This window comes from Mycobacterium sp. NPDC050853 (assembly GCF_040653875.1).
Taxonomy (GTDB): Bacteria; Actinomycetota; Actinomycetes; order Mycobacteriales; family Mycobacteriaceae; genus Mycobacterium.
This window is the reverse complement of record NZ_JBFAGW010000009.1, coordinates 53,278-78,925: the sequence shown is the minus strand read 5'-3', so window position 1 is coordinate 78,925 and position 25,648 is coordinate 53,278. Positions and strand designations below refer to the sequence as shown.

Here is a 25,648-nt window from a genome sequence, read left to right as displayed (position 1 = left end):
GCCATGACCACCACAGTGCCCAGTCCCCACATCCTCGTGGGTGTCGACGGATCGACATCGGCGCTGCACGCCTTGACCTGGGCCGGGGCAGAGGCAGAGCGTCGAAATCTGCCGCTGACACTGGTCCATGCCGTCGACTACGGCAGCTTCGGACAGGGATACAACCTCGGGGCGTCCGCGAGCTTCTTCCAACACCTGGATACCGACGGCGCCGAGTTCCTCAGTCAGGCCAAGGATCACGTCTACGCATTACACCCGAATGTTCAGGTGTCCACCGTCAAGGCGATCGGTAAACCCGTGGCAATCCTCGTCGAACTGTCCAGAAACGCCGTCATGACGGTGCTCGGTTCCAGCGGACTCGGTGGATTCACCGGGATGATGGCCGGCTCGGTGTCGGTGACGTTGACCGCAAAGGGACACAGTCCGATCGTCGTCGTCCGGGAATCTGGAGCACCGGCAGCCGGACCGGTTGTCGTGGGCGTCGCCGACTCCGATTCCAGTGACGGCGCGATTGCCTGGGCATTCGAGGAAGCCGCGATGCGAGATGTCGAGCTTGTGGCGGTGCATGTGTGGAACAACATTCCGCCGGGGTACGTCTACGCCTACACAGCCTGGAGCGCGACCGATCGGGTCGAGGAGGAACAGCGCCAGGAACAGATCCTCGCCGAGCGTCTGTCGGGATGGCAGGAAAAGTACCCGGACGTGACGGTCCGGCGTGTGGTCGCGGTCGGGCATCCTGCCGACGCACTGCTCCACGATGCCGAACATGCGCAGTTGATCGTCACCGGAAGCCGGGGTCGCGGTGATATCGCAGGCTTCTTCCTCGGCTCCACCAGCCATGCGCTGATACACAAGGCGACCTGCCCGGTACTGGTGACACCCCGGCCGTAGGCTCGCTGGGTGACCGACAGTCAGCTCGCGTTGAAGGAGTGGAGCGCTGCGATACACGGCATGCTCGACGGTCGGCAGACGATTCTGCTGCGCAAGGGCGGAATTCACGAAAAGCGTTTCACACTTGCCGATTCCCGGTTCTTACTCTTCCCGACGGTCGTGCACGGCCACACCGAGCGGGTACGTCCAGAGCACCACGATCTGCTGAAAGCCGCCGCGGCCGATAGCACCGAAACCGAAGTCATCGTGCGCGCCGGCGCCGAGGTTGTCGCCGCCATCGAAGTCAACCAACCCGACGGGCTCGAACAGATTGCACCACTGCATATCTGGACAACCGAATCGATACGCGCGGACCGCCTGGATTTTCGACCCAAGCACCGTCTCACGGCGCTGGTGGTGCGAGTGCACCCATTGGTCGCACCCGTGCGGCTGCGGCGCAGCGGCGAACACGGCGGCTGTACCAGTTGGGTGCAGCTGGCGATTGCCCCGGAGTGGGCGGCGCCGGTGCACCAAGAGTCAACGCTCGCCGAGATTGTTCAGCGGGTCCGCGACTGCGTCGGTGTTTGAGGGAGTTCCGGTGTTGGCGTGCCACCGATGGCGTCGAGCCAGCGCTCACGCAGCGGACCCCACCTGCGGTCGAATGCCAGCGCCCGCCGCCGCGCCCGCGTGACCTTCTCGGCCGAGTAACGCCACCGCGCCCACGGGGATGTCGGACGGGCGAGACGAGCAGCCGATAACCATGCGACGGGAGCGATGAAGATCCCGATCATCGCGGTGGGGTACTTGCCTTTCAGCGCGGTAATCGCCACCAGCCCAAGGTGAACGAGCAGCAGGACTACCGCGACTCCACGCGCAATTGCGATGACACCGGTCAGGCCGTCCACGTTCAGTGGAGACACACCGACGGCGGCGAGGCCAATGCACGCGGCGGCGAGCGTGACCATGTCGACCGATAACTGGCCCTCGTTCGACCAATAGACATCCTGCAGGTGGAAGATCATCGCGAACTCATCGAGCACCAGGGAAGCACCGATCCCCACCAACGCGCCCGCCAGGTATGTCCACGCCGACAGTGGCGGCGAACCGAGGGCGGTGAAACCACCGACTATCAACATCACCACACCCGGTACCGAATGGTGGATGTGAACACCACCGCCGGAAATATTGTGAAAGGGACCCTTCCCCGCGCGGATGAGCCGGGTGATGGTGCGGGTCACCACAAAGGTCACCACGAACGCCACGAAGCCAAGTAGGAGCGGACCTTTGTAACCGTCCACCACGTCGTACTGCCACCAGGTATTCAGCCAGGCCACTCTCGGATGCTAGCGGGTTCATACGCGGTCCACCCAGACAAAAAGAGGGGGCGCTCCCAATGGCCGTCACCATCCAAGTAAGGTTGCCCTTACCCAGCGCTGGGACCAGCCCGCGCGTGAGCGAGGGAGTGCAGTGGGCGCCCAGCCGGATTTCTCGATGATTGTCGGCTACGGCACCGATATGGGTAATGCCGAGGACGCCGCCATGTCGTTCTCGGAGGCACTGGACGAGGCCACCGGCATCAAGTCCGAGGCGATCGAACTCAATCAAGTCGATATCGCGGACCTGCAATCGGCCACCCATTTCGTTGTGGTGGTGTCGACATTCGGCGACGGTGAGTTTCCCGATAATGCGCTGCTGTTCTGGGAGGCGCTCAGCGCCGAAGCCGCCGATCGGCTTGAGCATCTGAATTTCGCGGTGCTCGCCCTGGGCGATAGCAGCTACGAGTTCTTCTGCAATGCGGGCCTGCTGCTCGATGAGCGCCTTGCGGTCCTGGGTGCCACCCGGCTGGCGGAACGTATCGACATCGACGGCCCCTACCTACAGCAGTCGAAGGACTGGACAACCGACCTGGTCAAGCTCCTGGCAGCCGAACACGCCAGCCCCGCGACGGCGACCGTCGTGACCGAGGTGCCCGCCCCACCCAAACGCGACCGCAACGAACCCGCGCAGGCCCGGCTTCTCGTCAATCGACTGCTCACCGCTGCCGATTCCGATAAGGAAGTCCGCCATTACGAGGTGGATCTCACGGGGTCCGGAATCGCCTATGAGGCAGGCGATTCGATTGCCATACACGCGGCGAACGATCCCGTCCTCGTCGAGGCGATACTCGCCGAGCTCGGCGTCGCGGCCGATCACCGGGTAGCCGGTCACGATGAGCCGTTCGGTGAACTGCTGTCCGAGCACCTGGAGATCCGTACCCCCTCGCGAACACTTCGGGCGCTCGTGGCCACTCGAACAGAGAACGCGGAGGCGGTCGACGCACTCGGCGGGGATGTCATTCCCGCGCCGGGTTCGTGGCTGTACGGCAAGGACGTCCTCGACCTCATCAGGTTGGGGGAGTTGACCGTCGACGAACTGGTCGACAACCTGCGTCCGCTGCAATTCCGGGATTACTCCATCGCGTCGAGCCCGGCGGTCCACCCCGACACCGTGCACCTGACCGTGGCGACGATCCGATACACCGATGCCGATCGCACGTATGGCGGTGTGGCATCGACATTCCTGGCCGATCGCGGGCAGTCGATGCGGGTGCATCTGCGGCCCAACCACACGTTCCGGCTGCCCGCCGCCGACGTACCGATCATCATGATCGGCCCGGGGACAGGTATCGCACCATTCCGCGGCTTTCTGCAGGAGCGCCAGGCTGCGGCCGCAACGGGGCGTTCGTGGCTGTTCTTCGGTGACCGGCGCCGTGCGACCAGTTTCCTCTACGGCGAGGAGCTTCAAGGCTTCGTCGACTCGGGCACCTTGACGCGACTCGACCTCGCGTTCTCCCGCGACGGGGCCGAAGGTGAACCCAAACGGTATGTCCAGCACCGCATGGCGGAGAACGCGGCAGAGCTGTACGACTGGCTGCAGGCCGGCGCATACGTGTATGTCTGCGGCGACGCCGACCACATGGCCAAGGATGTGGACGCGACACTGCACGATATCGTCGCCCGTTGCGGCGACATGGATGCCGCGGGTGCACACGCGTACGTCAACGAGCTCATCAAGAGCCATCGATACGTGCGCGACGTCTACTAACGGCTCATTCCCGGCCCGCACGCCATTTGTCCAGCATTCGCCGGTCCCGTTTAGTCGGCCGCCCGGCGCCGCGATCACGCAACGCCACCAGAACCGGAGGAACCTCAGGCCGAGCAGGTGTTAGGTCGAGGTAGCAGGTGACGGCATCGGCGGCACCAACCCGTTTCTGGATCACCCGCACCACCTTCACGATTCGTGTCAGGTCACCCACCTGAGCGCGGACCTCGTCACCCGGGGACACCGTCGTCGACGGCTTCGCCGGTCGATCGTTGATCCGCACGTGCCCGCCTCGGCATGCCGCAGCGGCGTCCGGCCGTGTCTTCGTCAGCCGGACCGCCCACAGCCACCGATCGACGCGGTACGACTCCATGGCATCCATCATGAAGCACCGTCCTCGGCGGGTGCTGGTATTAGGGAAGCGCGACAACCTCCTCGACGCGCAGCGACAAGATCTGCTCGATCTCGTGCTGTAGCCGTTCGTGCTGGAATGGTTCGAAGCCGAGGGCTGCTCCAGCACGCGCTGACAGACGCGCGAACAGATCCACCGTTCGACGCAGGGCCGCGGTGGTATCGCCGGCGTCGAAATGGCCCCAGCAGCCGTTGATTTCGTCGCGGACATCGGCGTCCATCCAGCTGTTCATGCGGATGCCCAGGTATCGAGTGTCGTATGCAGTGCCATACCGAACGCGATGGTCCCACTCGATGATCCGCAGCAGCTCTTCCTTCAGGTCTTGGTCACGCAGCTTCGCCGACCAGAGTTCATTGCGCACTATCGCTTTCGCGCACATCAGGGCCGCGGCGTAGCCCCAATGCACGCACTCCTCGAACTCTTCTTCCGCGGGCGGTCCACTCTCGCCCGCACTCACCGAGGCCGGATCGGGTGCGCAGCCGTCCTTGTCGAGCAGCACCTGAAACGGTCGGTCGTGCTCCGCCGCTGCGAGGTCTTCGAAGGGAATCAGGGTGAAGTCGAGCTTTCCGCCTGCGTAATAGATCAGTCGGGTGGGGTACCCGAGGTCTTCATCCTCGAGTCTCTCGACGACCAGGACCTCACCCAACGATGACCACCACGAATCGTCCTCGACCAGCTCATCGGGGTCCGACGCGTAGAGCTCGATATCCCGATCTGACAGGGGATGGGCATCCCCAGTAGCCGCGGACCCCGTGACAAGCACCGCCCGGACGGTATCCGTCTCAGTCGCCCACGCGACCAACTTCTCAAGCACCTCACCGTAATTCACACCCATATCCTTGGCTGCCCACCTCGGTGTTCTCAAGGGCTTTTCCGCGTGTCGAGCAGGTGTTCCCAGCGCGTCGCGTCGCTCGCTAGCCGGCGTTGTTCTTGTTCGTGCCATCTGGCACGAACGGATTGACACCGGGGGGTGTCAACGGATTGGCGCCCTCATAGGTCGGCTGATGCGCACCTTGCTGGTACTCGACATCACCCGGCGCAAGACACGGGTCGAACTCGGTGGAGCCGACGCTCGGCTGGTTCGCGTAACAAACGGGCGGCGGCTCCGGCGCCGCCATCGCGAGCGGCGACCCGATCAGCGTGCCTACGCCGAGGACCATTGCCGAACCCACTGCCGTCAACACTCTCATGTCCGCACCTCTCCAAACTTTCAACTAACAGCTAATCGATCCGATGGCGATTCACGTCCGATCAGATTCATGTCCATCTATGCATATATTAATTTCAGGAGGTATGTCTACATCGTTCTCAAGAAAATCAGGAAGCTCTCACGGAGATCTCAGCTAATGCTCAGTATACCGGCGCGGGGTATGGGTACAAGGCCCGACGGTTGACCCTCAGAGCTGCGTGGAGCGCTCGGGTCCGTGGGCCAGCAGCATGTCGACCAACTGGTCGATGAGGGTCTCCTCGGTGCCCGCGACGTCCTGATTCAGCCACGCCGCGACGGCCTGCCCAACGCCACCCACGACGAAATGAGCCAGCACCGGAAGGCTGCCGTCATCGTCACGACGAAACCAGTCGCGCAAATGCTGGGCGAACAGTGACACAAACATCGCAGTGGCTTCGAACCGCTTGCGAACCAGAACCGGATTGACCTGATGTGGGCTGTAGAGCAATTGCCCGATGCGGCGGTCCGCATTGATGACACGCACCACGCTGCTGATACCCGCTCTAACCTGCTGGCGGGGCAGCGCCGCAGCCACCTCGGATTCGATGGTGGACGTGAGTCCTTCAACGGCCCAATCGAAGATCGCGACGGCGAATTCGTCTTTGTCGGCGAAGCTTTCGTAGAAATAGCGTTGCGCCAGACCAGAGCGCTGACAGACGGTGCGCAAGGTGAGATCGCCGGGTCCGTCCGGGGCGCCGAGGATGTCCAGCCCCACCTCCAGCAGCTGCCGCCGACGCCGAGCCAGGCGTTCGTCTGCGGGAAGGCCACTATACGAGCGGCCGGCTGAGGATGACACCCGACCAGTCTTGCAGGAGCCGGTATTGCCCGGGAACGGAACGCGCATTAATCTGAATGCGCTTGCATCCAGATTAATGCGATTCATCGCTTTTCCCACCGCAGACTCGACACAACGGAGTGCACATGGACCTGGCCTTCTCGGCAGAGGAAGAACAATTCCGCACGGAGGTCCGGGGGTTCCTGGAGGAGAACCTCACCGAGGATCTACAGGCGGCGGGGCGTCTACAAACGAGCGTGTACAGCGACCACGAGGCGAGCATGCAGTGGCAGGCGATCCTGCATGAAAAGGGGTGGGCCGCACCGTCCTGGCCGGTGAAGCACGGAGGCCTACCCTGGAGCGTCGCACAGCACTACATCTTCGCGGTCGAATCAACCCTTGCCGGCGCACCTGCCTTGTCGCCCATGGGTATTCGGATGGTCGCACACGCCATCGTCAAATTCGGCACGCAGGAGCAGAAGAAGTTCTTCCTGCCTCGCATACTCACCGGCGAGGTGTTCTTCTGCCAGGGATACAGCGAACCCGAGTCCGGCTCGGACCTGGCGTCACTGCAGATGTCGGCGGTCGCCGATGGCGATGATGTGATCCTCAATGGCTCCAAGATCTGGACCACCCATGCGCGCGAGGCGAATTGGATGTTCGCGCTCGTTCGCACCACCAGGGGGGTGAAGAAGCAGCTCGGTATCACCTTCATCCTCATCGACTTCACCTCGCCGGGAATCGAGGTGCAGCCGTTGGTGATGAGCTCGGGGGAGGAGGTCCAGAATGTCGTGTTCTTCGACAATGTGCGCGTCCCCAAGTCCAATGTCCTCGGTGAGATCGACGACGGCTGGACCGTCGCCAAGTACCTGCTCGAGTTCGAGCGCGGCGGTGGGGCAGCGGCTCCGATGCTTCAGGTGGGCCTCGATCAGCTGAGCGCTGCTGCACGGGCGATGCCCAGCGAAAGTGGAACGCTGGCAGATGATCCCGTGTTCGCCGCCAAACTCTCCGATCTGTCCATCCGAGTCGACGTGTTGGAAGTTCTCGAGCACCGAGTGCTTGCGGTGGTGGCCGGTGGCGGCAATCCCGGCACCGCGTCCTCGATGCTCAAGATTCTCGGCACCGAGCTTTCACAGGAGCTCACCACGCTCACATTGGAGGCCGCGGGTCCGCGCGGTCGCGTGTATCAACCTCATGTCACGAAGCCGGGCGGTCCGGTTGTCGAATACACCCCGCCGGCCGACGGCTACCACAGCGGTGAGCTATGGCAGGCAGTGGCGCCGCTGCATTATTTCAACGACCGCGCCGGATCAATCTACGCGGGTTCCAACGAGATTCAACGCAACATCCTCGCCAAGGCCCAACTCGGCCTCTGATAGACAAGAGCGAATATCACCATGGATTTCAGCCTCACCGACGAACAACAACTCCTCAAGAACTCCGTATCGGATTTCCTGTCCAATCGGTATGCCTTGGATACCAGCCGACGCGCGGCGCGCTCGGATGTCGGCTGGCAGCCGCTGGTGTGGAAGTCCTTCGCCGAGGAGCTCGGCATACTCGCCGCCCCGTTACCTGAGGACCGCGGAGGTCTGGGTGGCGGCGCGGAAGAAGTTCTTGTCATCGCCGAGGTACTCGGACACCACCTCGTCGTGGAGCCCTTCATCGGCACGGTGGTGCTCGGCGGCGGACTGCTCCGCCGATCGACCTGCGACCTGGCCGAGGAGCTCATCGGTGGTATCGCGGCTGGCGATGTGGTGACCGGATTCGCCGCTCTGGAGCCCACTTCCGGGCAGTCGTTCCACTCGGTACAGACGACCGCTCGCCGCGACGGGCAGGACTGGATACTCGATGGGGAGAAGATCGTGGTGACCGATGCGCCGATCGCCACGCATCTGCTCGTCACCGCACGGACCTCCGGTGACGCCGCAGACACGGCGGGCCTGACGTTGTTCGCGGTGCCATTCGATCCCGCCAATCCGCCCCCGGGAATCGCCGCACATCACTACCGGACGATCGACGAGCACCACGCCAGCGACCTCGTGATAACCAATCTGCGCGTGCCGGATTCGGCGCGCATCTCAGAGGTGGACGCCGCGTGGCCGCTGATCGATGCCGCGCTTGACGAAGCTACGGCCGCCACCGTGGCCGAAGCGGTCGGCATGCTGCGCAAGGTGCTCGCCGACACGGTCGAATACTCCAAGCAACGTCAGCAGTTCGGCGTGGCGATCTCCAATTTCCAGGCGTTGCAACACCGCATGGTGAACATGCATATCGAGGTCGAGCAGGCGGTCGCGGCCTCCTATCTCGCCTCACTCAACCTCGACGGTCCGCGCCGCACCCGTGCGGTATCGGCTGCCAAGGCGACGATCTCGCGGGCGGCGCGCGTGGTGGGGCAGGAGGCCGTCCAGTTGCACGGCGGCATGGGTATGACCGAGGAGCTGGCGATCGGGCATTACTTCAAGCGTCTCACCGCAATTGAGTCAGAATTCGGCAACCGCGACTTCCACACCGCGCGGTATCGGCGGGCACGAAGCACCCAGGACTAGCCGACGAGATTGATGACCAGGTTGATCGTGCACGCGATGATCAGGGTCCCGTAGATGTAGCTAAAGAGACAGTGCTTCAGCACAACATCGCGGATATGCGACTCGGTCACCGCGGTATCCGCCACCTGGTAAGTCATACCGAGGTTGAACGAGAAGTAGTAGAAATCGACATAGCGCGGCGGGACTTCGGAATTGAAGTCGATGCCACCGGGGTGGCCCTGGTAGTAGATCCGTGCGTACCGAGCGGCGTAGATCGTATGCAGCATCGCCCACACGGTCAGAATGGACCCGATACACAGCCCCGCGTAGGCACCCTTGTCCTCGTCATTGGCAGAGATCAGAAGAATCCCAATGGCGGAGAGGCTGGCGACCAAGATCAGCAGCAGCGCGAGATCGCCCAGCTCGTCCTCCATGTCCTCGCTGCTCGCACGGGCACGTGTCTGTTCGGGATCCATGGGCCACAAGACAATCAGTGACCACATGACGTTGACGACGGCGGTCATGATGACGACCGCTAGGAGAGCAACCTGCCAGCGCTGCAACAGAGTCCACGTCAGGGCACCGGTAGTCACCCCAACCAACACTGCGATCCAGAATCGTTTGGCGCCGGTCATGCGTCCAGTACACACGATCTGCGCACGGCGGCCGTCATCCGTCCAGGCGAGGCGGAAGTGGCCGAGAGGCTGCTAGGGGTGCGGCGAACTCGGTGCTGTCGTCGTGGTCGACGGCCGCGTACTCGGTGATGGAGCGTCGTCGCGGTCCTGCCATGCGATGAACAGGGCCGTGAACACCGCCGCCGAAAACACCGTCGCGACAAGAAACCACAGGGCGGGTCGTTGGAACCAGCGCATTCGGTCGGTATCGCGATAGTCGGCCGGTGCGGGGTTGAACGTCACCTCTGGCCGCGCGGCGGTAGCGGGTGTCGAGTAGTCCTGGAATTCCTCCAGTTCCGGGGAAGTGTCGGCTTCCGACCATGCCAGCCCGGATTCGACGGTGTCCATGGGCGCGGATGCTGGACTCTTCGTGGTGTCCTCACCGGTGGGCGCCGGCCGCATCATGGTTGCTTCGGGAGACGGTGTTTCATCGGGTCTACCGGCCAGGATGGCCGCGCCGAACGCCGCGGCGAGCTGGGGCCGCGGTGCGGCGATGATTGGGCATCGCAAGCGCTCGGAAAGCTGTTGGGTGATAAGGGGGATGCCGGAACCGCCGCCGATGGTGAGGACGGCGCTGACTCCGGCGGGAGGAATGTTGTTATGTTCCAGGGTCTCCTGAACCCTGGAAATCAATGCGGCAAGTGGCTCGCGGATGCGGTCTTCCAACTCGCTGCGGGTGAGCCGCACATCGGCGGTGGCTCCCGGCAGTTCCACGGGGACAACCGTGGCGATGTCGGTCGAAAGATGTTCCTTGGCCGCGCGGCAGCGATCACGTAACCGGGTCAGTGCCCCGAGGGACGCGGTTCCGTCCGGATCCTGGTTGAGATCGGCAAGAACCTGCGCCAAAAGCTCCTGATCGATCCGCTGCCCCGAGAAGTCCCGATGGCGGACTGTATCGCCGATCCGGTCGAAGTTGCTCGCGGTGTCGGCCAGCGTGATGCTCGTGCCGGTTCCGCCGAAGTCGCAGACCACGATAACGCCGCGATCGGGGATACGGTCGCCCATACTCACCAGGGCGGCATGTGCGTCCGACACCAACTTCATCGGCTTTCCGCCCGGCGCAAGGGCGGGCACCCTATCTATCGCTGCACGTAACGCGGCAAGAGAGTGCGCGCCCCAGTGTGCGGGAACGGCGGCCGCCAGCACAGGGGGAGTGTCGAAGTCCGCGACCACGGCCGCGTCGGCGATCATGACCCGGACGGCCTCGGCCGCGGCCCAATCGGCGCTGTGCACGGATCCGTCGGCTCCGACGATGCCCACCGGGTCTCCGACTCGGTCGACGAATCCGGTGAGTGCCAAACCCGGTTCGGTTGGAATGCCGACTTCCGAGAGCCGGTCCTCGTGGAGCGTGAGTATCGAGCTTCGCACGACGGGAACACCGTCGGAGTTGCCATCGGTGGCAACCAGCTGTGTAGCCCCGATCGACATTCCGAGTGAGTTCATTCCCTACCTGTTCGCCTGTTCCTTTTGTGATTCTAGGTGGGCGATCCTAGGCGAGAGGTCTAGAGGGCGTGGGCATCGACGATCACGGCGGCGAACGCCCCATCGCCGCGCTGCACGGCCACTGACCAGCGGCTGCAGATCGTCTATGCGACGATGGCTGGATGGACGCAGCCAAGCTGTTCGTCGCTGGCGTGATCGTCGCTGGCGCCGCGTTGTCTCTGTCGCCCCCCGCCGGAGCTGATCCCGTGGCGCCGGGGCCTCCGCCGGGGCCGTCGACTCCGGACGCGGCAGCCGCGGCTACCGAACCTGTCGGTCCACCGCCCCCACCTCCCGGTCAGCCATCGGTGCCCGAGGTCGCGAACCCGGTTTACGGGTCTGGGTCCGGGTCCGGCCCACTGGGGACGATCCGCGACCTGTGGCATCAAGCCCGCGACGGCAACGTCGACGGAGCGGTGGGACCCGAGGAAGGGGCCGTGGCACCGCCACCGGCCGGCGCCGGTCCCGCACCGAAGCTACCCCCCGGCTACATCTCCTTAACCGACCCGGGTTCGTCGACCCCCAGAGCTCCGCGGGACCCGTATGCCGGACCGGCGCCCTCGGGACCGCCGCTACCGCCGGGGTATACCCCGTTGACGGGACCTCCGCCGCCCGGCTACGAGCCGACCGCTCCGGCTCCGGGCAGCCCTGCCCCGTGAGTGCTCCGAAGGTCGCGGGCGGAGTGGTGCATACGCTGCCCGCCGATCTGCGCACGGCACTAATCGGGAATCCCACGGCTCTGGCCCTGTGGCAGGACATCACACCGCTGGGGCGCAACGAGTTCATCTGCTGGGTCGAGGATGCCAAGCAAGACGTCACCAGGGAGCGACGCATTCGCCGAACCCAGGAGGAACTCGAGGAAGGCAAGCGCCGACCATGCTGCTGGCCCGGCTGTAAACACCGCGAGCGCACCGGCAAGTAACCGCGGGTAAGGGAGCGTGCAGAAGGATGCCTGGCGAGGATTCACCAAGACTCGACGCCGGTACGGCATTCAAGAGCCTTATGGGCCAACTGCACCACCCGATGTACGTGGTGACCGTGCAAGGATCCGACGGCCCGTCGGGTTGTCTGGTTGGTTTCGCCAGTCAGGTCAGTATTGATCCGCCGTTGTTCCTCGTGGGGCTCTCCGAACAGAACCACACCTTGCGCGTGTCACATGGGTCGAACCACCTAGGCGTGCACGTGATCCCGCGGGACGCAGATGAGCTGGTGCACCTTTTTGGGGAGGAGACCGGCGACAGGGTCGACAAGTTCGCATTGTGTACCTGGCGTACCGGTCCGCATGGTGTGCCGATTCTGCGAGACGCCTCGGCCTGGTTCGTGGGCGAGATCCTGGCGCGCATCGAGCTTGGCGATCACATTGGTCACGTGTTATCACCGGTCGCCATCGGCCGGCCGCCAGCAGTGACCGGATACGTGACATCCCGCGACGTCAAAGGTTTCACTCCGGGCCACGAAGCATGAGGGTCAGGCCGCTAAGGCACTACCTCGCTCGATCCGGTAGCACTCTTGACCCTCTCCACAAAGCCGTTCAACGCCGAAACCATCACGTCCGGACCCGGGTACCCAACCGGGCAGATTGCATGCGAAGACGGGATGTCCTTCTGAGATAAGCATGGGCGCAATCCCGTGCCAGTAGAACTGGCCTGGCACGAACGAGCCGGGCACCAGTACGACGGGCACACGACCGTTCGGGTGCGCTCGCTCAGTCCAGTCATTGACCTGACCCGGCCAGCGCCTGTCCGCCGACACGGGGTTGACGGCGCGAACCGCGCCGCGTGCGGCTGCGGTCACCACACCCGCACTTCGTTGGATCGCGCTCATCCCGCTTCCCTTTCCCTCGACGACTCGCTGACGACAGCATGGCGGAATTGATCGGATAAAAATGCGAATCCTGCCTTCGCGAATTGCGGTGCAGCGGTGATGTGCTCACCGAATCTGATCGGATGCTGGCGCACATCGACACCGAGAGCACGCCATCGTTCGAGCAACAGTTCGGCCTGGCGGTACGGGATCACTTGGTCTTGCCGCCCGGTGCCCACCAGCACCGGCGCAGCGGGGGCGAGATGTCCAAGGCTGTTGTCGCGCAGCTGGGCGACCCACGCCGGCTGCGTGAATGGGTCCGCACCCGACAGATAGCGCCGCCGATTCTTGGGTAAGAACAGGCCGAGAACGACCGCACCAACGATGTGGGTGCGTCGCAGCAGCGCAGTGACGAACCGTCCACCCCGGTTGAGGTAGTCGTGCAATCGCAGGTCTGGATAGGCGCTATCGAGTCCGATCCCGGCATAGAGCAAGAGAAATGCGAACAGTCCGCCGTCCAGGTCTGTGGCGAGCTCCAGGAAATCCACCGGGGCCGCCCCGACAGCTGCGCCGCTCAGCGGCATATCAGGGGCGTAGCTCGGCTGCAGTTGCGCGGCCCACCCGGCCGAGTTACCGCCTTCAGAATAGCCGTAGATACCCGCCGGGCCGCTGGCGTCAAGGTCGGCCTGCGGCAGATGCCGCGCGGCGCGCATGACATCGAGCAGTGCTCGTCCGTTGGTTCTGCCAACGACATACGGATGTACACCGGGGGTGCCGAGCCCTGGGTAATCGGTGACGGCAACCACCCAGCCGCGCCGCACCGCTGCCGTCAGGAATCCGGCTTCGTACTCCACACCGAGTTCTAGTAGACGAGACAATGTGGCAGAGCGCGCCAAACCCTGAGTCCCGGGCGCAAACCCGAGTAACGGTCTCGACGTCAACGGATTTGGAGTATCCGGAATGAGGACGACGCCGGACACCGCGATCGGGTCGCCCGTAGCGGTGGTCGACCGATACAGCACGCGCCAAGCACGGGCCGGCATCGCCACACCGGGAAGCAACCGGGCCGTCATCGGTGCTGCACGCAGCAGATCACCGGGGGAGCCACTCGCGTCGAGGTACGGCGGATCGTAGAACTGATTCCGTTCTCGGCGGGTGCGCGCGGGTACGTGAGACATCGTTGTCCTCGGGTGTTGGTGACGCTTACCGGGCGCCAAGTGAATACAGTTGCGCGCGAAGCACCTTGCCGCTTGCGTTACGGGGTATCTCGTCGAGAAGGACAAACTGTTTGGGTACTTTGTAACGCTCCAGCCCCTCACGGACGTACGCCTTGAGCACATCGTTCGATGGCACCGGAGCACCGGCCGCCGCAACGACGAAGGCCCGCAACACCTGCCCGAACTCGTCGTCGGGTACTCCGATGACGACGGCGTCCACGACAGCGGGATGCGCGGTGAGGCGGTCCTCGACTTCGCCGGGGAAGATGTTCTCTCCACCGGAGACGATCATGTCGTCGGAGCGGCCGTCGATGTACAGCTTGGCATCGGTGTCGAAATGACCCATATCGCCGGTGTTCACGTGTCCGTCGACGATTTCCTTGGATGCGGGGCGCGCGGCCTTGTCGGGTGTGTAGCCCTCATATTCCAGGCCGCCGCGGACGAAGATCATCCCCGTTACTCCGGTCGCAACCTCCCGGCGATCATCCCCAAGGATGCGCACCGACACCCCAAGTGCCTTGCGTCCCGCGGTGTTCGGCGCGGCAACGAGGTCTGCGGGGGTAGCGATGGCCACCACACCGGCCTCGGTGGACCCATATCCATTCACCAGTATCGGCCCGAAGGTATTCAATACGCTCGAGACGGTGGCGGGGGATATCGGCGCCGCCCCCGTGACGATCAGTCGCAATGACAGTCCTCCAGTGACCTGCCGCCCCATGTCGGGCACTGCCAACAACCTCTGCAGCATGGCCGGTACCGCGAACAGCACCGTGACACGTTTCCGCGCAATGTCTTCCAGAGCCTGTTTGGCGTCGAATCGTCGTCGACACAGTACGCTTCCGCCGAGCGCCATCGGCCCCAGGAGCGCGGCCAACCCAAAACCGTGGAAGAACGGCGGCGCCACCAACACACGGTCTCGGGAACGCAGCCGCACCGTCGCCATCGCGGTCACGCACATGAGCACCAACTGCCGGGGCCTGATCGCGCGCGGCACTCCCTTGGCCAGACCGGTGGTCCCGGACGTGAGCAGGGTGAGCTTCACTGGGCGGCGCACGGGCGGCGGTTTCGGATGCCGTTGATCGGCAAGCGCATCCAATGTCGTCGAACCTTCTGCGGCCAGGCTCTCGTGCCAGGCCACGACGCGCAGGCCTTGGTACCGGGCTTCCTCGACCGCTTCTGCGTACTCGGCGTCAAAGATCAGCACATCGGGGTCGTGACGCTGCAGGATCGCTTGCAACTGTTGAGGAGTCAGTTCAGTGTTGATGAAGACCAGTTCGGCCCCAAGCTTGGCACCGGCCAGCATTGCCTCGACGAATCCGCGGTGGTTGCGGCACACGATTCCGACCGATCTGGGGGCCGATGGTGCCAGCGCATAAACAGAGGCAGCAATCGCGTCCGAGCGCTCGTGTAATTGACGGTATGTGAGCTGCCCGGAATCATCGACCAGTGCGATCCGGTCGGGAAATCGAATGGCCGTGGCCGCCAACAACATCGCGGGCGTCGGACCGTACTGCCACAGGCTTCGCCCCAGTGCGACCATCGCTCGTGGACCGATCGGTGTCAGCGCACCCGAGGTGACGGCCGCGGGCACTGCCGCGCCCCACTGCCTGAGACCTTGTCGGAACTCATTCGGCATGAGCATCAACCTTGTCCGAGATCGCGGCGGCGGGAGTCGGCAGCGTTTGATCTGCGGCCACACTGGCCAAGGAGGCTTGAGTGTCACCCAGGCGGCGATAGACGAAACCGAGGATCGGTTCCAGCGGAAAGCGCAGTACTGGAGCCAAGATCGCCGAAAGATGCCCGTAGACGGGGGTCAACGTTCGCGGCTTCTGCACCACGGCACGCGCTATTACCCGTGCTGCGTCGAGCGGGGTCTGGCCGGGAAGCAGCCGCATCCACCGACTCGGGGCGCTCATGCGGGTGTGCATCAACCCGGCATAGAAGGTCGTGAGGGTCACGCCGTCGCCGCGGGCTTCCATTCCGACCGCCCGCATCCAGATGTCGAACGCCGCCTTGGACGATAAATAGAAGCCCCACTTGGGAACTACCCCGAACATCACGCCCACAGTCGACACGTTGACGATATGTCCGCTTCCGCGGGCGCGCATCCCCGGCAGTAGTGCCAAGGTGAGCCGCATCGGTCCGACGTAGTTGGCGCCGGACGTCGCGTTGACATCCTTGGGCCTGTCGTAGGAGAGATGTACGGAGCGGCGCAGAGACTTGCCTGCGTTGTGGATGAGGTAGTCGACCGCACCAAAATCGTAGAGTACCGCCGCCGCGAACTCCGAGACCGACCGTTCCGAGGTCAGATCGAGCTGGTAAACCGCTGCCTCCCCGCCATTTTCGGTGATGTCGGCGGCGACCTGCTGGAGTTGATCCAGCGACCGCGCGGCCAACACCACCCGGGCTCCTGCCTGTGCGAAAAGCTCGGCCGTGGCGGCGCCGAGGCCGTAGGAAGCGCCCGTGACGACGACGACCTTCCCGGCGACCTCGTCGCGGAGCCGATCAATATCCCATAGACCGCGCGGACCGATCAGGTACGCAACCGCACGAGCGAGCGGGTGGTGAACGACAGCAGAGGGCCCGGAGGGCAGAGATGTTGACATGGAACCGCTTTCGTCTATGTGGAGTTGCCGGCCGAAGGGCCGAATGGGGCCAGGGCGGTGAGCATGGACAACAGCTGCGAATCAGGTAATACGGCGTCGACGACCCGTTGGCTGAGCTCGATATCGGGGTCTGATTGCACGGCACTGAGGACGGTGCCGAAGAAGTTGGCCATGATCAGGTCGCGAACCGTGTCCCGGGATACCTCCTGGGTATGCATCCAATGCAGCACGATGCCCTCGATGAACGAGAGGCATCCACTGATTGCCGCGCGCAGCACCGGCGTCGATTCGGTGCCGGTGATCTCGACGGCCAACGCATGGGAGAGGCGCTGGCGATGCTGTTCACGGATCCGGCGCACCTCCGCATCGGCCACGTCGGCAAGCAGCGCCTCGAAGGCGCCCGGTTCCTGTTGCGCACGGTCGAGGAACTTGCCGACTCCATCGGACAGCCGCTCCAGGGCCGGACCACGCATCTGCACGAGCTCACCCCAGAACTCGTCGGCCGCTTGCTCGACGACCGCCAGGTAGAAGCCCCGTTTACCGCCGAAGTGATAGCTGATCGATCCTGCTGCCACACCGAGGGAGCGAGCCAGATCGACGATCGACACCTCCCCGTACCGCTGCTCACTGAAGGCGACGCGGCCAGCCTCCAGCAGGGCAGCCCGTGACGCCACACCGCGCCGGTTGCCGACCATCACACCTCCAGTATTTGAATTCAATTCAGAAACTAGTGGATCCGATTGGCGACTGTCAAGAAGTTTCTGAATCAGATTCAAACTTTGGGCAAGGTCCCAAGGTCACGCAATGTCGGCGACTGAACGCGAGCGGTCCGGCCGGATGAGCCCTACTGCGTTAAGAGGATGGCGAGATCGTCCAGACGCCCAAGTACAGCCTCGGATGACGTAGCGGGAAGTAGTCCGCACAGAACCCGGTACACACCCAGTTCTCGCATCTGCTCGAGGTCTCCCGGTTGCGGGTCCAGAAGGGTGACCGTGACGGGCACTGGAGGAAGCTCGCGAGCATCGGTGAGCTGCCTCAGCTCTGCCACACCACGCTCGATCTCATTGACGCTCAACCCGGTCGGCGCTAGCCAGCCGTCGGCCTGGGCGAGGATCCGCTCGTGCGTCGACGGGCCCCAGCCTCCTAGCCATAGCGGTGGGCGTGGGCGCTGGAGTGGTTTGGGCCAGGACTGAATGGGATCGAAGTTCACGTACTTTCCATGGAACTCGGCGTGCTCCTCGGTCCAGATGGTGGTGACCGCGTCGATTCTCTCTGTTTGCAGCGAGACTCGCGTCTTGGGATTCGTGCCATGGTTCTGCATTTCTTCCCGGAGCCAGCCAGATCCGATGCCCAGTTCGAGGCGCCCGCCGGAGAGTCGGTCCAGGCTCGCGGTCTCTTTGGCGAAGGTGATGGGATCTCGTTGCACGAGCAGAGTTACCGCGGTACCGAGCCTGAGTGTTGTGGTGGCTGCGGCCGCGAATGCCAACGAGACGAACGGATCATAGGTTCTGCCGTATGCGCGGGGTATCTGGTCCCATCCCGGGTGGATTGCCTCAATGGCGACCGGTATGTGGGTGTGCTCGGGAACGAACAGGGATTCGAATCCGCGGGCCTCTATTTCGCCGGCCAGCTCGCTAGGACCAGGAGTTTCGTCGGTGATGGGGGAGAATATTCCAACGTGCATAAAGGCTTTCCTTTCGCCATCGCCCGCTACATCGATACCTAGTCGCTGATCGAAAGTTCGCTGATTTCGTGTGCAGCGAGGTCAATCCGGGCCGCTCGGAGGTTGTCAAGCAGATGTGGGATGGATGAGGTCCCGGGGATGGGCACGAGCACTGGCGAGCGCTTGAGCAGCCAGGCCAGCGCTACCTGTTTGGGTGTGCTGCCGTGGTCATTGGCTATGCGGTCCAGGATCGCCCCGCCATCGGGTAAGCCGTCGGTCGCCAGCGGAAAGTAGGGGATAAACGCTATGCCGTGGGCCTGCGCATACTCGAGAAGATCGTGCGCACTCTGATCTGCCAGATTGAACAGATTCTGTACCGAGGCGATCGGTGCGATCTTCTGCGCAGACTGCAGCTCGCGTATGGACACTTCGGAAAGTCCGATGTGCCGAATCTTTCCTTCTTGCCGGAGGTCGGCGAGAACACCGATTTGGTCCACGAGTGGCACTGTGGGATCAATGCGGTGCAGCTGCAGCAGGTCAATGCGCTCCAGCCGCAGACGGCGCAGGCACATCTCCACCTGCTGGCGTAGATATTCTGGCCTGCCCACGGGAATCCAGTCACCGTGACTCGGGCCTGTTCGAACCAGTCCGACTTTCGTTGCGATCACTAGGTTTTCCGGATAAGGGTAGAGCGCTTCACAGATAAGCTCTTCGACAGTGCACGGCCCGTAGGCATCCGCGGTGTCCAAGAAGTTGACGCCTTCATCGACCACTCGTCGCAACACGCCGCGGGCGGCGTCGAGGTCGCTCGGTGGCCCCCACACTCCGGGGCCTGTCAGCTGCATTGTCCCGTAACCGATTCGGTTCACAGTGAGGTCACCACCGAGATCGAACGTGGTGGCCGTGGGCACATCGATAGTCATGTCTTCGCTCCTTCTGTAGGCAGGGTTTAGCAAAGAAGGCCACCCGACGGGATGCCTTCTTGGACAGGACGATCCATAAACCGCCTGGTTAAGTCATTCGAATGTATTCAGTAGTGCCAGGGCATCTGCGCTGGCACTACCGGGGTCGGCCCGATAGATCAGGAGCTGTTGCCCGGGTGCCTCGTTCACAGAAAAGCCCTCAAAACTCAGGTCGATCTCGCCAACGACACTGTGGCGGAAGCGTTTAGTTCCACCCAGGCGTGGCCTGATGTCGTGTTGGGCCCAGAAGAGCGCGAAGTCAGCGCTTTCGATACTCAAACGGCCAACTACCGCGAGCATCCGGGGATCGTTGTGGAAGGGCATCGACAACGCCCGCACATTTCGCACCGAATCGCGCGCCACGGTTTCCCAGTCGACGTAGAAATAACGTGCCACCTCGTCGAGAAAGACCATCTCCAGCAGATTCGAGGTGCACGCGAAGTCGCTGTAGAGGGCTCTGGCCTGAGAGTTCATGGACAACACATCCAGAGCCGGGCCGAGAACCATCGCGGGGGCCGCGATGACATCGTTCAATATCGCGACGACACCGGGATGCGCCACAGCCGGCGCCACAGCCGGCACGGATTCCGGTGCTGGCTGGACCAAGCGGAAGAGGTGTTGAGAGGCGTGCACATCGAGATGCAGAGCCCGCGATAACGCATCCAGCACCTGTTCCGAAGGGCGGCGCTCGCGCCCTTGCTCAAGTCGTGTGTAGTAATCGGAACTGACCCCGGCAAGCATCGCCACCTCCTCGCGTCGCAGCCCATCCACGCGCCGCGGCTCGTCATCGGGCAAGCCTGCTTGCTGGGGAGAAATCAACGAGCGCCGCGCCCTAAGGAACTCGCCAAGCTCATTACGCCGAACCATGAATTCGACGCTAGTGCTCTTTGTCGAAACACGCCTGGGTGCAACACACCCACCCAGAACACGCAGGGGCGAACGGGACTGCGCTAGGCATTTAGTGCAGTCCGCCACCGACCACCAGAATCTCGCCGGTGATCCATGAGGCCGCGTCAGAGGCTAGGAACGCCACCGCGGGCGCGATGTCGCCGGGAGTTCCGATCCGGCCCAGGGGAGTGATCTTCTCGATCTCGGATTGGAACGCCTGGCTCGAGAATCCGCTCGCGCGCATACCCTCGGTAACGGTCAGTCCCGGGTTCACCGAGTTGACCCGAATCCTGCGTGGACCCAGTTCGTTGGCCAGTGTCCGAGTTATCGCATCGACTGCGCCTTTGGATGCCGTGTAGATCGTCGAACCTGCTGGCGTGAAGCTAGTCACGCTAGAACCAATGTTCACAATCGCTCCACCGCTTTTCATTACGGTGCCGAGAGCCCCCTTGATCGTCAACGCCAGGCCAAAGACATTGAGGGTGAACTGCCGATGGAACTCCTCGAGTGAAACGTCACCGATGTCACCGATGTCGTAGATCCCAGCGTTGTTCACCAGGATGTCCAGACTCGACACCTGATTCGCGAGCTGACCGAACAGTGCTTCGACGCTAGCTGGGTTGGAAATGTCCGCCTGGATACTGAATGCCTGTCCGCCTCCGTCGTGAATCGCCTGAACTACGGCATCTGCGCTGCCGCTGTTCGAGGAGTAGTGCACTGCGACACGTGCGCCAGCTCCAGCGAGTTCGCGTGCTACCGCCGCGCCAATGCCTTTCGATGCCCCGGTGACAAGCGCTGTCTTGCCCTCTAGTGCGCCCATATTCAGTCCTTCCACGTCTGCCCCATGCCGGATGCAAGCCACACTTTGTCGTCGTAACCACCGACGGTATGGGCACCAACACGGATGAAACAGGGTGCTTCGCACCCACTCAGGAACGAATGTGCCTCGGGAGCATGGGATGCCCTCAGTGGGGAAGTGGCACGGCTACACCGAGCGAAGGATCGCGACCAGGAAGTCGGAGTCATCGGCGAATGGCCGCAGATCCCAGGTGGAGAGCAGCAGATCCGGTATGAATCCGGCCGCTGCGGCGTCGTCGAGGAACTGGGCGAACTCGTAGTCGCGACCGGCGCCGAAGCCGATCACCGCCCGGCCGTCACCCTGAAGATGTGCGCGTAGTCGGCGCAGCACCTGAACACGGGTGCTTGGGGCAAGAAATGCCATGACGTTTCCGGCCGAGACAATGACGTCGAACGGCTCGGAGATACCGCGTGCGGGTAGGTCAAGTTCGGCGAGATCGCCGACCACCCAACGCGGTCCAGGGTGATCCTGCTCGGCCGCCTCGATGAGGACCGGGTCGACGTCCACACCGACCACCTGGTGACCGGCCGCAGCCAAGAAACCGCCCACGCGGCCGGAGCCACAACCGGCGTCGAGGATGCGGGCGACACGGGGCACCAGCGCATCCACGAGGCGAGCCTCACCGGCCAGATCCTCACCGTCACGCGCCAGCGAGCGAAAACGCTCGATGTACCAATGCGAATGGTTGGGATCGGCCGCGACCTTTTGCATCCAGATGCTCTTCTCGACCATGCGTCCATTGTCGCAAGCGGGGCTCGCGGGCCGATCAGGCCGTCACGTCCGCGTTCACCGAAGAGTGCTTGACGGACCTCCGGACGATCCGAGCTTTCAGGGCCAGCGCCCGTTTCTCCACCACGAACCAACTCGCCGCGGCAACCGGCAAGGTAGCCGCCGTCGCAAGGACAACGAACACGAACGGATTCAAGCGAGCAAGCCCGAAGGTGGCCAGCAACTGCTGGACCGGGAATGCGTAGATGTACACGCCATACGAAAAGTCATTGCGCAGCCGTGCTTTACGGATGAGGGCGCCCGAAACGATGACGGCGTACGCCAGCGGTAGGGCGCCGATGACTCGATAGTTCTGCGTAAAGCCGGACGCCGCGACGATGGCGACGCTGAGCGCGACCAACGACCAGCGGGCCGGCACCTTGTCTTGGTACTGGCACAACAGCGCTCCCGCCAGGAACACCACAAAAAACCGCGCCAGCATCTGCGGCAAGCTGTACAACGGCGGCGTGTATGAGACGTAGGCCGACCAACTTATCGCCGCGACGAGCAAGGTCGGAATTACCCAGCGCCGCTTGAGTAAGCCGACAAAGCCGAGTACGGAGACCATCACATCGCAGAGCAGAACGAAGAAAAGGGTCCAGACAGATCCGTTCCACACCCCCGGATACGGCACATCCGTGGGGGTGCCGTCGATACCGGCGTAGGCCACATTGAGTAGCGCGTTGTTGACCACATAGCCGAGCTCTGAGGACCACGCGACCGTGGTGTGTTTGATTTTCGCGGCGATCGGGGCGATGACGAAGGCAATCACAAGCAGGCATACCCAAAGGCCCGGGAAGATTCGCAGCACGCGGGACGTCCAATATTCCTTCAGGTACGGGCGGCGTATCCACGCTGCCGTGATGAGAAACCCCGAGATCACGAAGAATCCGTCGGCGAAAATGTCGCCGAGTAATCGCTCCGCAGGCGCGTAGCCGATCTCGCGGCCGGTCAGGGGCCAGGAATGCCAGAAGATCACGCCTATCGCGAGAATGAGACGCCACAACGTCAGTACATTGTGGCGCCGATCGAATACCTGCCCCAGCTTCATAAACCCCTAGATGCCGATGCTTCGCTTTGCGAATGAACATACTGCATATTTCCGAAGGCATTACGGCTAGCCCAATCCAGAAATGCCGACGCTCTGAAGCCCGAGCCGGACTTGCGAACCCTGACATCTTTTCTGAGATAGCACGGGCGAATTGCATTGGAACACAAGGAGCTTTACGAGTTTACGTCCGGCGGAAATCCATCGCGTTTGATTAGGCGGCATTCGACAAGATCAGGAGCGTCGAGCGCAAGATGTCACCTTTGGGCATCCGTCGGCGAACGCGAATTCCAGAAAGATGCGGCGTCGATGCATTCATTTGCTCTCGCCAGGAGAGCAGGTCTATTGGGTGACAGTGATGTTGAGTTCGGTGAGTAGGCTGCGTACCCGTTGTTCGATGTCGTCCCGGATAGGACGGATCGCCTCGATGGGCCGGCCGGCGGGGTCGGGCAGGTCCCAGTTCTCGTAACGCTTCCCGGGGAAGTACGGACAGGTGTCGCCGCAGCCCATGGTGACCACGACATCGGCGCCTTGCACGATCTCGTTGGTCCATGGCTTGGGGTACTCACCGGTGATATCGATGCCCACCTCGGCCATGACTTCGACGGCGGCAGGGTTGATTTCATTTCCGGGCTCCGAACCGCCCGACCACCCAACGGCCCGATTACCGGCCAAGTGCGCGAAAAATCCGAGGGCCATCTGCGAGCGGCCCGCGTTGTGGGTGCACAGAAAAAGCACGGTGGGCTTATCGTCAGTCATCGGGCCGCTTCCTCGCGCACGGTTTCGGGCGAATTCTGTTATGGTACAGGCATAAATCGGCGTCGCAGCGCCAGAGACACATAGACGAGGGTAACCAGAACGGGCACTTCGATCAGGGGACCGACGACGCCGGCAAGGGCCTGGCCGGAGGTGGCACCCCAGGTGGCGATCGCGACGGCGATGGCCAGTTCGAAGTTGTTGCCGGCAGCGGTGAAGGCCAGCGTGGTGGTGCGCGGGTAGCCCAGCCTCAGGGCAGCGCCGAGCAGATACCCGCCGCCCCACATGATCGCGAAGTAGGCGAGCAGCGGCACCGCGATCCGGGCCACATCCCATGGCCGGGAGGTGATTTGGGCGCCTTGGAGGGAAAACAGGATCACGATGGTGAACAACAGCCCGTACAACGCCCAGGGACCGACGATCGGCAAGAACCGCGTCTCGTACCAAACGCGCCCCTTGGCTCGTTCACCGAGACGCCGGGACAAGTATCCGACTGCGAGCGGGATACCGAGGAAGATGAGCACAGATCTGGCGATCTGCCACGGCGAGATGTCGATAGCGGTTTGCGGCAGGTGCAGCCAACCGGGCAGCACCGAGAGATAGAACCAACCAAGCACCGCGAACATCACCACCTGAAATATCGAGTTCAACGCGACGAGCACGGCAGCGGCTTCACGGTCACCACACGCAAGGTCGTTCCAGATGATCACCATGGCGATGCAGCGGGCCAAGCCGACGACGATCAGACCGGTGCGATATTCGGGCAGATCCGGTAACAGCAGCCATGCAAGACCGAACATCAACGCCGGGCCGAGCACCCAGTTCAAGGCCAGCGAGCCGATCAGTAGCTTGCGGTCGGCGGTGACGGCATCGAGGCGGTCGTAGCGCACCTTCGCCAAGACCGGATACATCATGACGAGCAGCCCGACCGCGATCGGCAGTGAGATCCCGTCAACCTGAACCTTTTCCAGCGCAGAGTTCAGTCCGGGTATCGAACGGCCCAGCAGCAGTCCGGTGATCATCGCCAACCCGATCCAAAGCGGTAAGAACCGGTCCAGCGTCGACAACCTCCCAACCGCAGCGGGCGTGGGTACTCGGTTCACCGTGCCTGGCAGCACGACGGGGCGTCCGCGGTGGCGGTTTGAGCGAGGAGCTCAGGACTCGTGCCGAAGGTCTCCGAATCGGCCAAAACCGTGTAGATTTCCCACTTCTCGTGATCGGGCGCGGTGACCCACACCTTGTCCTGCGTCGCGAAACAACACGTGGTGCCGATCTCTTCCTCGGTGAACATGCCGACCTCGGTCAAGCGGCCTATCTCAGCGTGCACCTGCTCACTGGACTCGACCTGTACCCCCAGATGATTGATCGTGCCGCCATGACCCCGGTTCTCCAACAGCACCAGCTTCAGCGGCGGGGAATCGATCGCGAAATTCGCGTACCCCGGCTTGCGTTTAGCCGGCTGCACACCAAAGAGCTTGGAGTAGAAGTCGATTGCCGCATCAAGATCGTCAACATTGAGAGCCAGCTGCACACGGGACACTGGGTCCACCTCCGGAACTAATGAGATATTCATCGAACTTGTCTGATGCGCTCAGTGTGCCACTTCTTTGACATATGTCAAACCATTCGGGATGCTGTAGCCATGCCCAAGACTCTTCCCGTGGTCGACACCACCGGTCCCGTGTGCTGCGCTCCCGTGGCGGCCGGCCCGATGAGTGACGAGCAGGCGCTAGAGGTCGCGTTGCGGCTCAAAGCGCTGGCCGATCCGGTGCGGGTCAAGATCATGTCCCAGCTGTTCGGCGCGCCCGGGGGGGAGATCATCAGCGGTGACCTCGCAGGGATCCTCGGACTCGCCGAATCAACCGTCAGTCACCACATGAACCAACTACGTAAGGCAGGGCTGGTCGAATCGGACCGGCGCGGCATGAATGTTTATCACCGACCGGTCCCGGATGCACTCACGGCGCTGTGCACAGTTCTGGATCCCACCTGCTGCCAGTGAGGTTCGCTAGTCGAATCGATTAGACGCACAAT

Annotated in this window: 29 protein-coding genes and 1 pseudogene; 9 read left to right on the top strand and 21 right to left on the bottom strand. The window is 63.0% G+C overall.

All coding sequences use genetic code 11. From position 1 onward, the window contains the following. Window positions 1-3: 3 nt before the first annotated feature. Complete coding sequence (locus tag AB0H22_RS22745; RefSeq protein WP_358149197.1) at window positions 4-891, top strand: universal stress protein; 888 nt, start codon at window positions 4-6, stop codon at window positions 889-891. A 60-nt stretch (window positions 892-951) separates the two neighbouring features. Further along, window positions 952-1,458, top strand: coding sequence for a DUF1802 family protein (locus AB0H22_RS22740; protein WP_358149385.1), 507 nt, complete (start codon window positions 952-954; stop codon window positions 1,456-1,458). Here the strand turns inward: AB0H22_RS22740 and AB0H22_RS22735 are convergent. Then, window positions 1,428-2,204: a hypothetical protein gene (locus AB0H22_RS22735; RefSeq protein WP_358149194.1), complete on the bottom strand. Its 777-nt coding sequence runs from the start codon at window positions 2,202-2,204 to the stop codon at window positions 1,428-1,430. The two genes, AB0H22_RS22740 and AB0H22_RS22735, sit on opposite strands and share 31 nt — an antisense overlap. A 133-nt stretch (window positions 2,205-2,337) precedes the next feature. Between AB0H22_RS22735 and AB0H22_RS22730 the strand changes: the two genes are divergently transcribed. Beyond that, entirely contained in the window at window positions 2,338-3,954 is a 1,617-nt protein-coding gene (locus AB0H22_RS22730; RefSeq protein ID WP_358149192.1) for a sulfite reductase flavoprotein subunit alpha, read from the top strand. 4 nt (window positions 3,955-3,958) lie between these two features. Here the strand turns inward: AB0H22_RS22730 and AB0H22_RS22725 are convergent, their stop codons facing one another. From AB0H22_RS22725 to AB0H22_RS22710, 4 genes are all read right to left on the bottom strand, one after another. Beyond that, window positions 3,959-4,324 (bottom strand): RNA-binding S4 domain-containing protein, encoded by a 366-nt coding sequence (locus AB0H22_RS22725; protein ID WP_180750381.1) that lies wholly within the window; start codon window positions 4,322-4,324, stop codon window positions 3,959-3,961. 40 nt (window positions 4,325-4,364) lie between these two features. Continuing rightward, the gene (locus tag AB0H22_RS22720) at window positions 4,365-5,192 is read right to left on the bottom strand and encodes an aminoglycoside 6-adenylyltransferase (RefSeq protein WP_180750199.1); all 828 of its coding nucleotides are present in this window, start codon (window positions 5,190-5,192) and stop codon (window positions 4,365-4,367) included. Window positions 5,193-5,277: 85 nt separating this feature from the next. Further along, window positions 5,278-5,523 (bottom strand): hypothetical protein, encoded by a 246-nt coding sequence (locus AB0H22_RS22715; protein WP_255485939.1) that lies wholly within the window; start codon window positions 5,521-5,523, stop codon window positions 5,278-5,280. A gap of 237 nt (window positions 5,524-5,760) precedes the next feature. Then, a complete protein-coding gene (locus AB0H22_RS22710) occupies window positions 5,761-6,387 on the bottom strand; it encodes a TetR/AcrR family transcriptional regulator (protein WP_180750201.1) in 627 nt (208 codons plus the stop codon). Between the two features lie 125 nt (window positions 6,388-6,512). On the opposite strand from AB0H22_RS22710, the gene AB0H22_RS22705 reads away from it, so the two are divergent. Together AB0H22_RS22705 and AB0H22_RS22700 are read left to right on the top strand one after the other, a co-directional pair. After that, entirely contained in the window at window positions 6,513-7,742 is a 1,230-nt protein-coding gene (locus tag AB0H22_RS22705; RefSeq protein ID WP_180750202.1) for an acyl-CoA dehydrogenase family protein, read from the top strand. A gap of 21 nt (window positions 7,743-7,763) precedes the next feature. Next, complete coding sequence (locus tag AB0H22_RS22700) at window positions 7,764-8,912, top strand: acyl-CoA dehydrogenase family protein (RefSeq protein ID WP_358149188.1); 1,149 nt, start codon at window positions 7,764-7,766, stop codon at window positions 8,910-8,912. Here AB0H22_RS22700 and AB0H22_RS22695 read toward each other — a convergent pair. Both AB0H22_RS22695 and AB0H22_RS22690 read right to left on the bottom strand, forming a co-directional pair. Further along, window positions 8,909-9,526, bottom strand: a complete 618-nt coding sequence (locus tag AB0H22_RS22695; RefSeq protein WP_358149185.1) for a DUF1345 domain-containing protein — start codon at window positions 9,524-9,526, stop codon at window positions 8,909-8,911. The two genes, AB0H22_RS22700 and AB0H22_RS22695, sit on opposite strands and share 4 nt — an antisense overlap. Before the next feature lie 72 nt (window positions 9,527-9,598). Then, complete coding sequence (locus AB0H22_RS22690) at window positions 9,599-11,008, bottom strand: Hsp70 family protein (protein ID WP_358149184.1); 1,410 nt, start codon at window positions 11,006-11,008, stop codon at window positions 9,599-9,601. A gap of 161 nt (window positions 11,009-11,169) precedes the next feature. Between AB0H22_RS22690 and AB0H22_RS22685 the strand changes: the two genes are divergently transcribed. From AB0H22_RS22685 to AB0H22_RS22675, 3 genes are read left to right on the top strand one after another with little or no spacing between them, the layout of a single operon-like run. Beyond that, window positions 11,170-11,703, top strand: a complete 534-nt coding sequence (locus AB0H22_RS22685; protein ID WP_180750205.1) for a hypothetical protein — start codon at window positions 11,170-11,172, stop codon at window positions 11,701-11,703. Then, window positions 11,700-11,966 (top strand): YdeI/OmpD-associated family protein, encoded by a 267-nt coding sequence (locus AB0H22_RS22680; protein WP_180750206.1) that lies wholly within the window; start codon window positions 11,700-11,702, stop codon window positions 11,964-11,966. The genes AB0H22_RS22685 and AB0H22_RS22680 overlap by 4 nt, the downstream gene beginning before the upstream one ends. A 26-nt stretch (window positions 11,967-11,992) precedes the next feature. Next, on the top strand, window positions 11,993-12,508 hold the full coding sequence (locus AB0H22_RS22675; protein ID WP_255485840.1) for a flavin reductase family protein: 516 nt from the start codon (window positions 11,993-11,995) through the stop codon (window positions 12,506-12,508). Between the two features lie 3 nt (window positions 12,509-12,511). Here AB0H22_RS22675 and AB0H22_RS22670 read toward each other — a convergent pair whose 3' ends face one another. From AB0H22_RS22670 to AB0H22_RS22605, 14 genes and pseudogenes are all read right to left on the bottom strand, one after another. Next, the gene (locus tag AB0H22_RS22670; RefSeq protein ID WP_358149180.1) at window positions 12,512-12,868 is read right to left on the bottom strand and encodes a hypothetical protein; all 357 of its coding nucleotides are present in this window, start codon (window positions 12,866-12,868) and stop codon (window positions 12,512-12,514) included. Beyond that, window positions 12,865-14,025 (bottom strand): lipase family protein, encoded by a 1,161-nt coding sequence (locus AB0H22_RS22665; protein ID WP_358149178.1) that lies wholly within the window; start codon window positions 14,023-14,025, stop codon window positions 12,865-12,867. The genes AB0H22_RS22670 and AB0H22_RS22665 overlap by 4 nt, the downstream gene beginning before the upstream one ends. Window positions 14,026-14,050: 25 nt before the next feature. After that, entirely contained in the window at window positions 14,051-15,700 is a 1,650-nt protein-coding gene (locus tag AB0H22_RS22660; protein WP_358149175.1) for an AMP-binding protein, read from the bottom strand. Continuing rightward, the gene (locus AB0H22_RS22655; protein ID WP_358149173.1) at window positions 15,690-16,670 is read right to left on the bottom strand and encodes an SDR family NAD(P)-dependent oxidoreductase; all 981 of its coding nucleotides are present in this window, start codon (window positions 16,668-16,670) and stop codon (window positions 15,690-15,692) included. The genes AB0H22_RS22660 and AB0H22_RS22655 overlap by 11 nt, the downstream gene beginning before the upstream one ends. A gap of 14 nt (window positions 16,671-16,684) precedes the next feature. Next, a complete protein-coding gene (locus AB0H22_RS22650; RefSeq protein ID WP_358149170.1) occupies window positions 16,685-17,365 on the bottom strand; it encodes a TetR/AcrR family transcriptional regulator in 681 nt (226 codons plus the stop codon). A gap of 149 nt (window positions 17,366-17,514) precedes the next feature. After that, window positions 17,515-18,354, bottom strand: coding sequence for an LLM class F420-dependent oxidoreductase (locus tag AB0H22_RS22645; protein WP_358149167.1), 840 nt, complete (start codon window positions 18,352-18,354; stop codon window positions 17,515-17,517). Between the two features lie 38 nt (window positions 18,355-18,392). Next, window positions 18,393-19,256 carry an aldo/keto reductase gene (locus tag AB0H22_RS22640; protein ID WP_180750208.1) on the bottom strand — a complete coding sequence of 288 codons (864 nt, stop codon included), beginning with the start codon at window positions 19,254-19,256 and terminating at the stop codon, window positions 18,393-18,395. Window positions 19,257-19,349: 93 nt separating this feature from the next. Next, on the bottom strand, window positions 19,350-20,162 hold the full coding sequence (locus tag AB0H22_RS22635) for a helix-turn-helix transcriptional regulator (protein WP_180750209.1): 813 nt from the start codon (window positions 20,160-20,162) through the stop codon (window positions 19,350-19,352). Between the two features lie 91 nt (window positions 20,163-20,253). After that, window positions 20,254-21,003: a glucose 1-dehydrogenase gene (locus AB0H22_RS22630; protein WP_180750210.1), complete on the bottom strand. Its 750-nt coding sequence runs from the start codon at window positions 21,001-21,003 to the stop codon at window positions 20,254-20,256. Window positions 21,004-21,168: 165 nt separating this feature from the next. Next, window positions 21,169-21,774 carry a class I SAM-dependent methyltransferase gene (locus AB0H22_RS22625; protein WP_358149164.1) on the bottom strand — a complete coding sequence of 202 codons (606 nt, stop codon included), beginning with the start codon at window positions 21,772-21,774 and terminating at the stop codon, window positions 21,169-21,171. A gap of 34 nt (window positions 21,775-21,808) precedes the next feature. Further along, the gene (locus tag AB0H22_RS22620; RefSeq protein ID WP_180750212.1) at window positions 21,809-22,861 is read right to left on the bottom strand and encodes an acyltransferase; all 1,053 of its coding nucleotides are present in this window, start codon (window positions 22,859-22,861) and stop codon (window positions 21,809-21,811) included. A gap of 339 nt (window positions 22,862-23,200) precedes the next feature. Continuing rightward, window positions 23,201-23,779 carry an arsenate reductase ArsC gene (locus AB0H22_RS22615; protein ID WP_358149381.1) on the bottom strand — a complete coding sequence of 193 codons (579 nt, stop codon included), beginning with the start codon at window positions 23,777-23,779 and terminating at the stop codon, window positions 23,201-23,203. Continuing rightward, window positions 23,683-24,729 (bottom strand): annotated as a pseudogene (gene arsB, locus AB0H22_RS22610) (ACR3 family arsenite efflux transporter); the annotation flags it as partial. The pseudogene arsB and the gene AB0H22_RS22615, both read right to left, overlap by 97 nt. Continuing rightward, a complete protein-coding gene (locus tag AB0H22_RS22605) occupies window positions 24,714-25,154 on the bottom strand; it encodes an ArsI/CadI family heavy metal resistance metalloenzyme (protein ID WP_358149379.1) in 441 nt (146 codons plus the stop codon). The pseudogene arsB and the gene AB0H22_RS22605, both read right to left, overlap by 16 nt. A 102-nt stretch (window positions 25,155-25,256) precedes the next feature. On the opposite strand from AB0H22_RS22605, the gene AB0H22_RS22600 reads away from it, so the two are divergent. Further along, a complete protein-coding gene (locus tag AB0H22_RS22600; RefSeq protein WP_358149161.1) occupies window positions 25,257-25,616 on the top strand; it encodes an Rv2640c family ArsR-like transcriptional regulator in 360 nt (119 codons plus the stop codon). Window positions 25,617-25,648 lie beyond the last annotated feature (32 nt).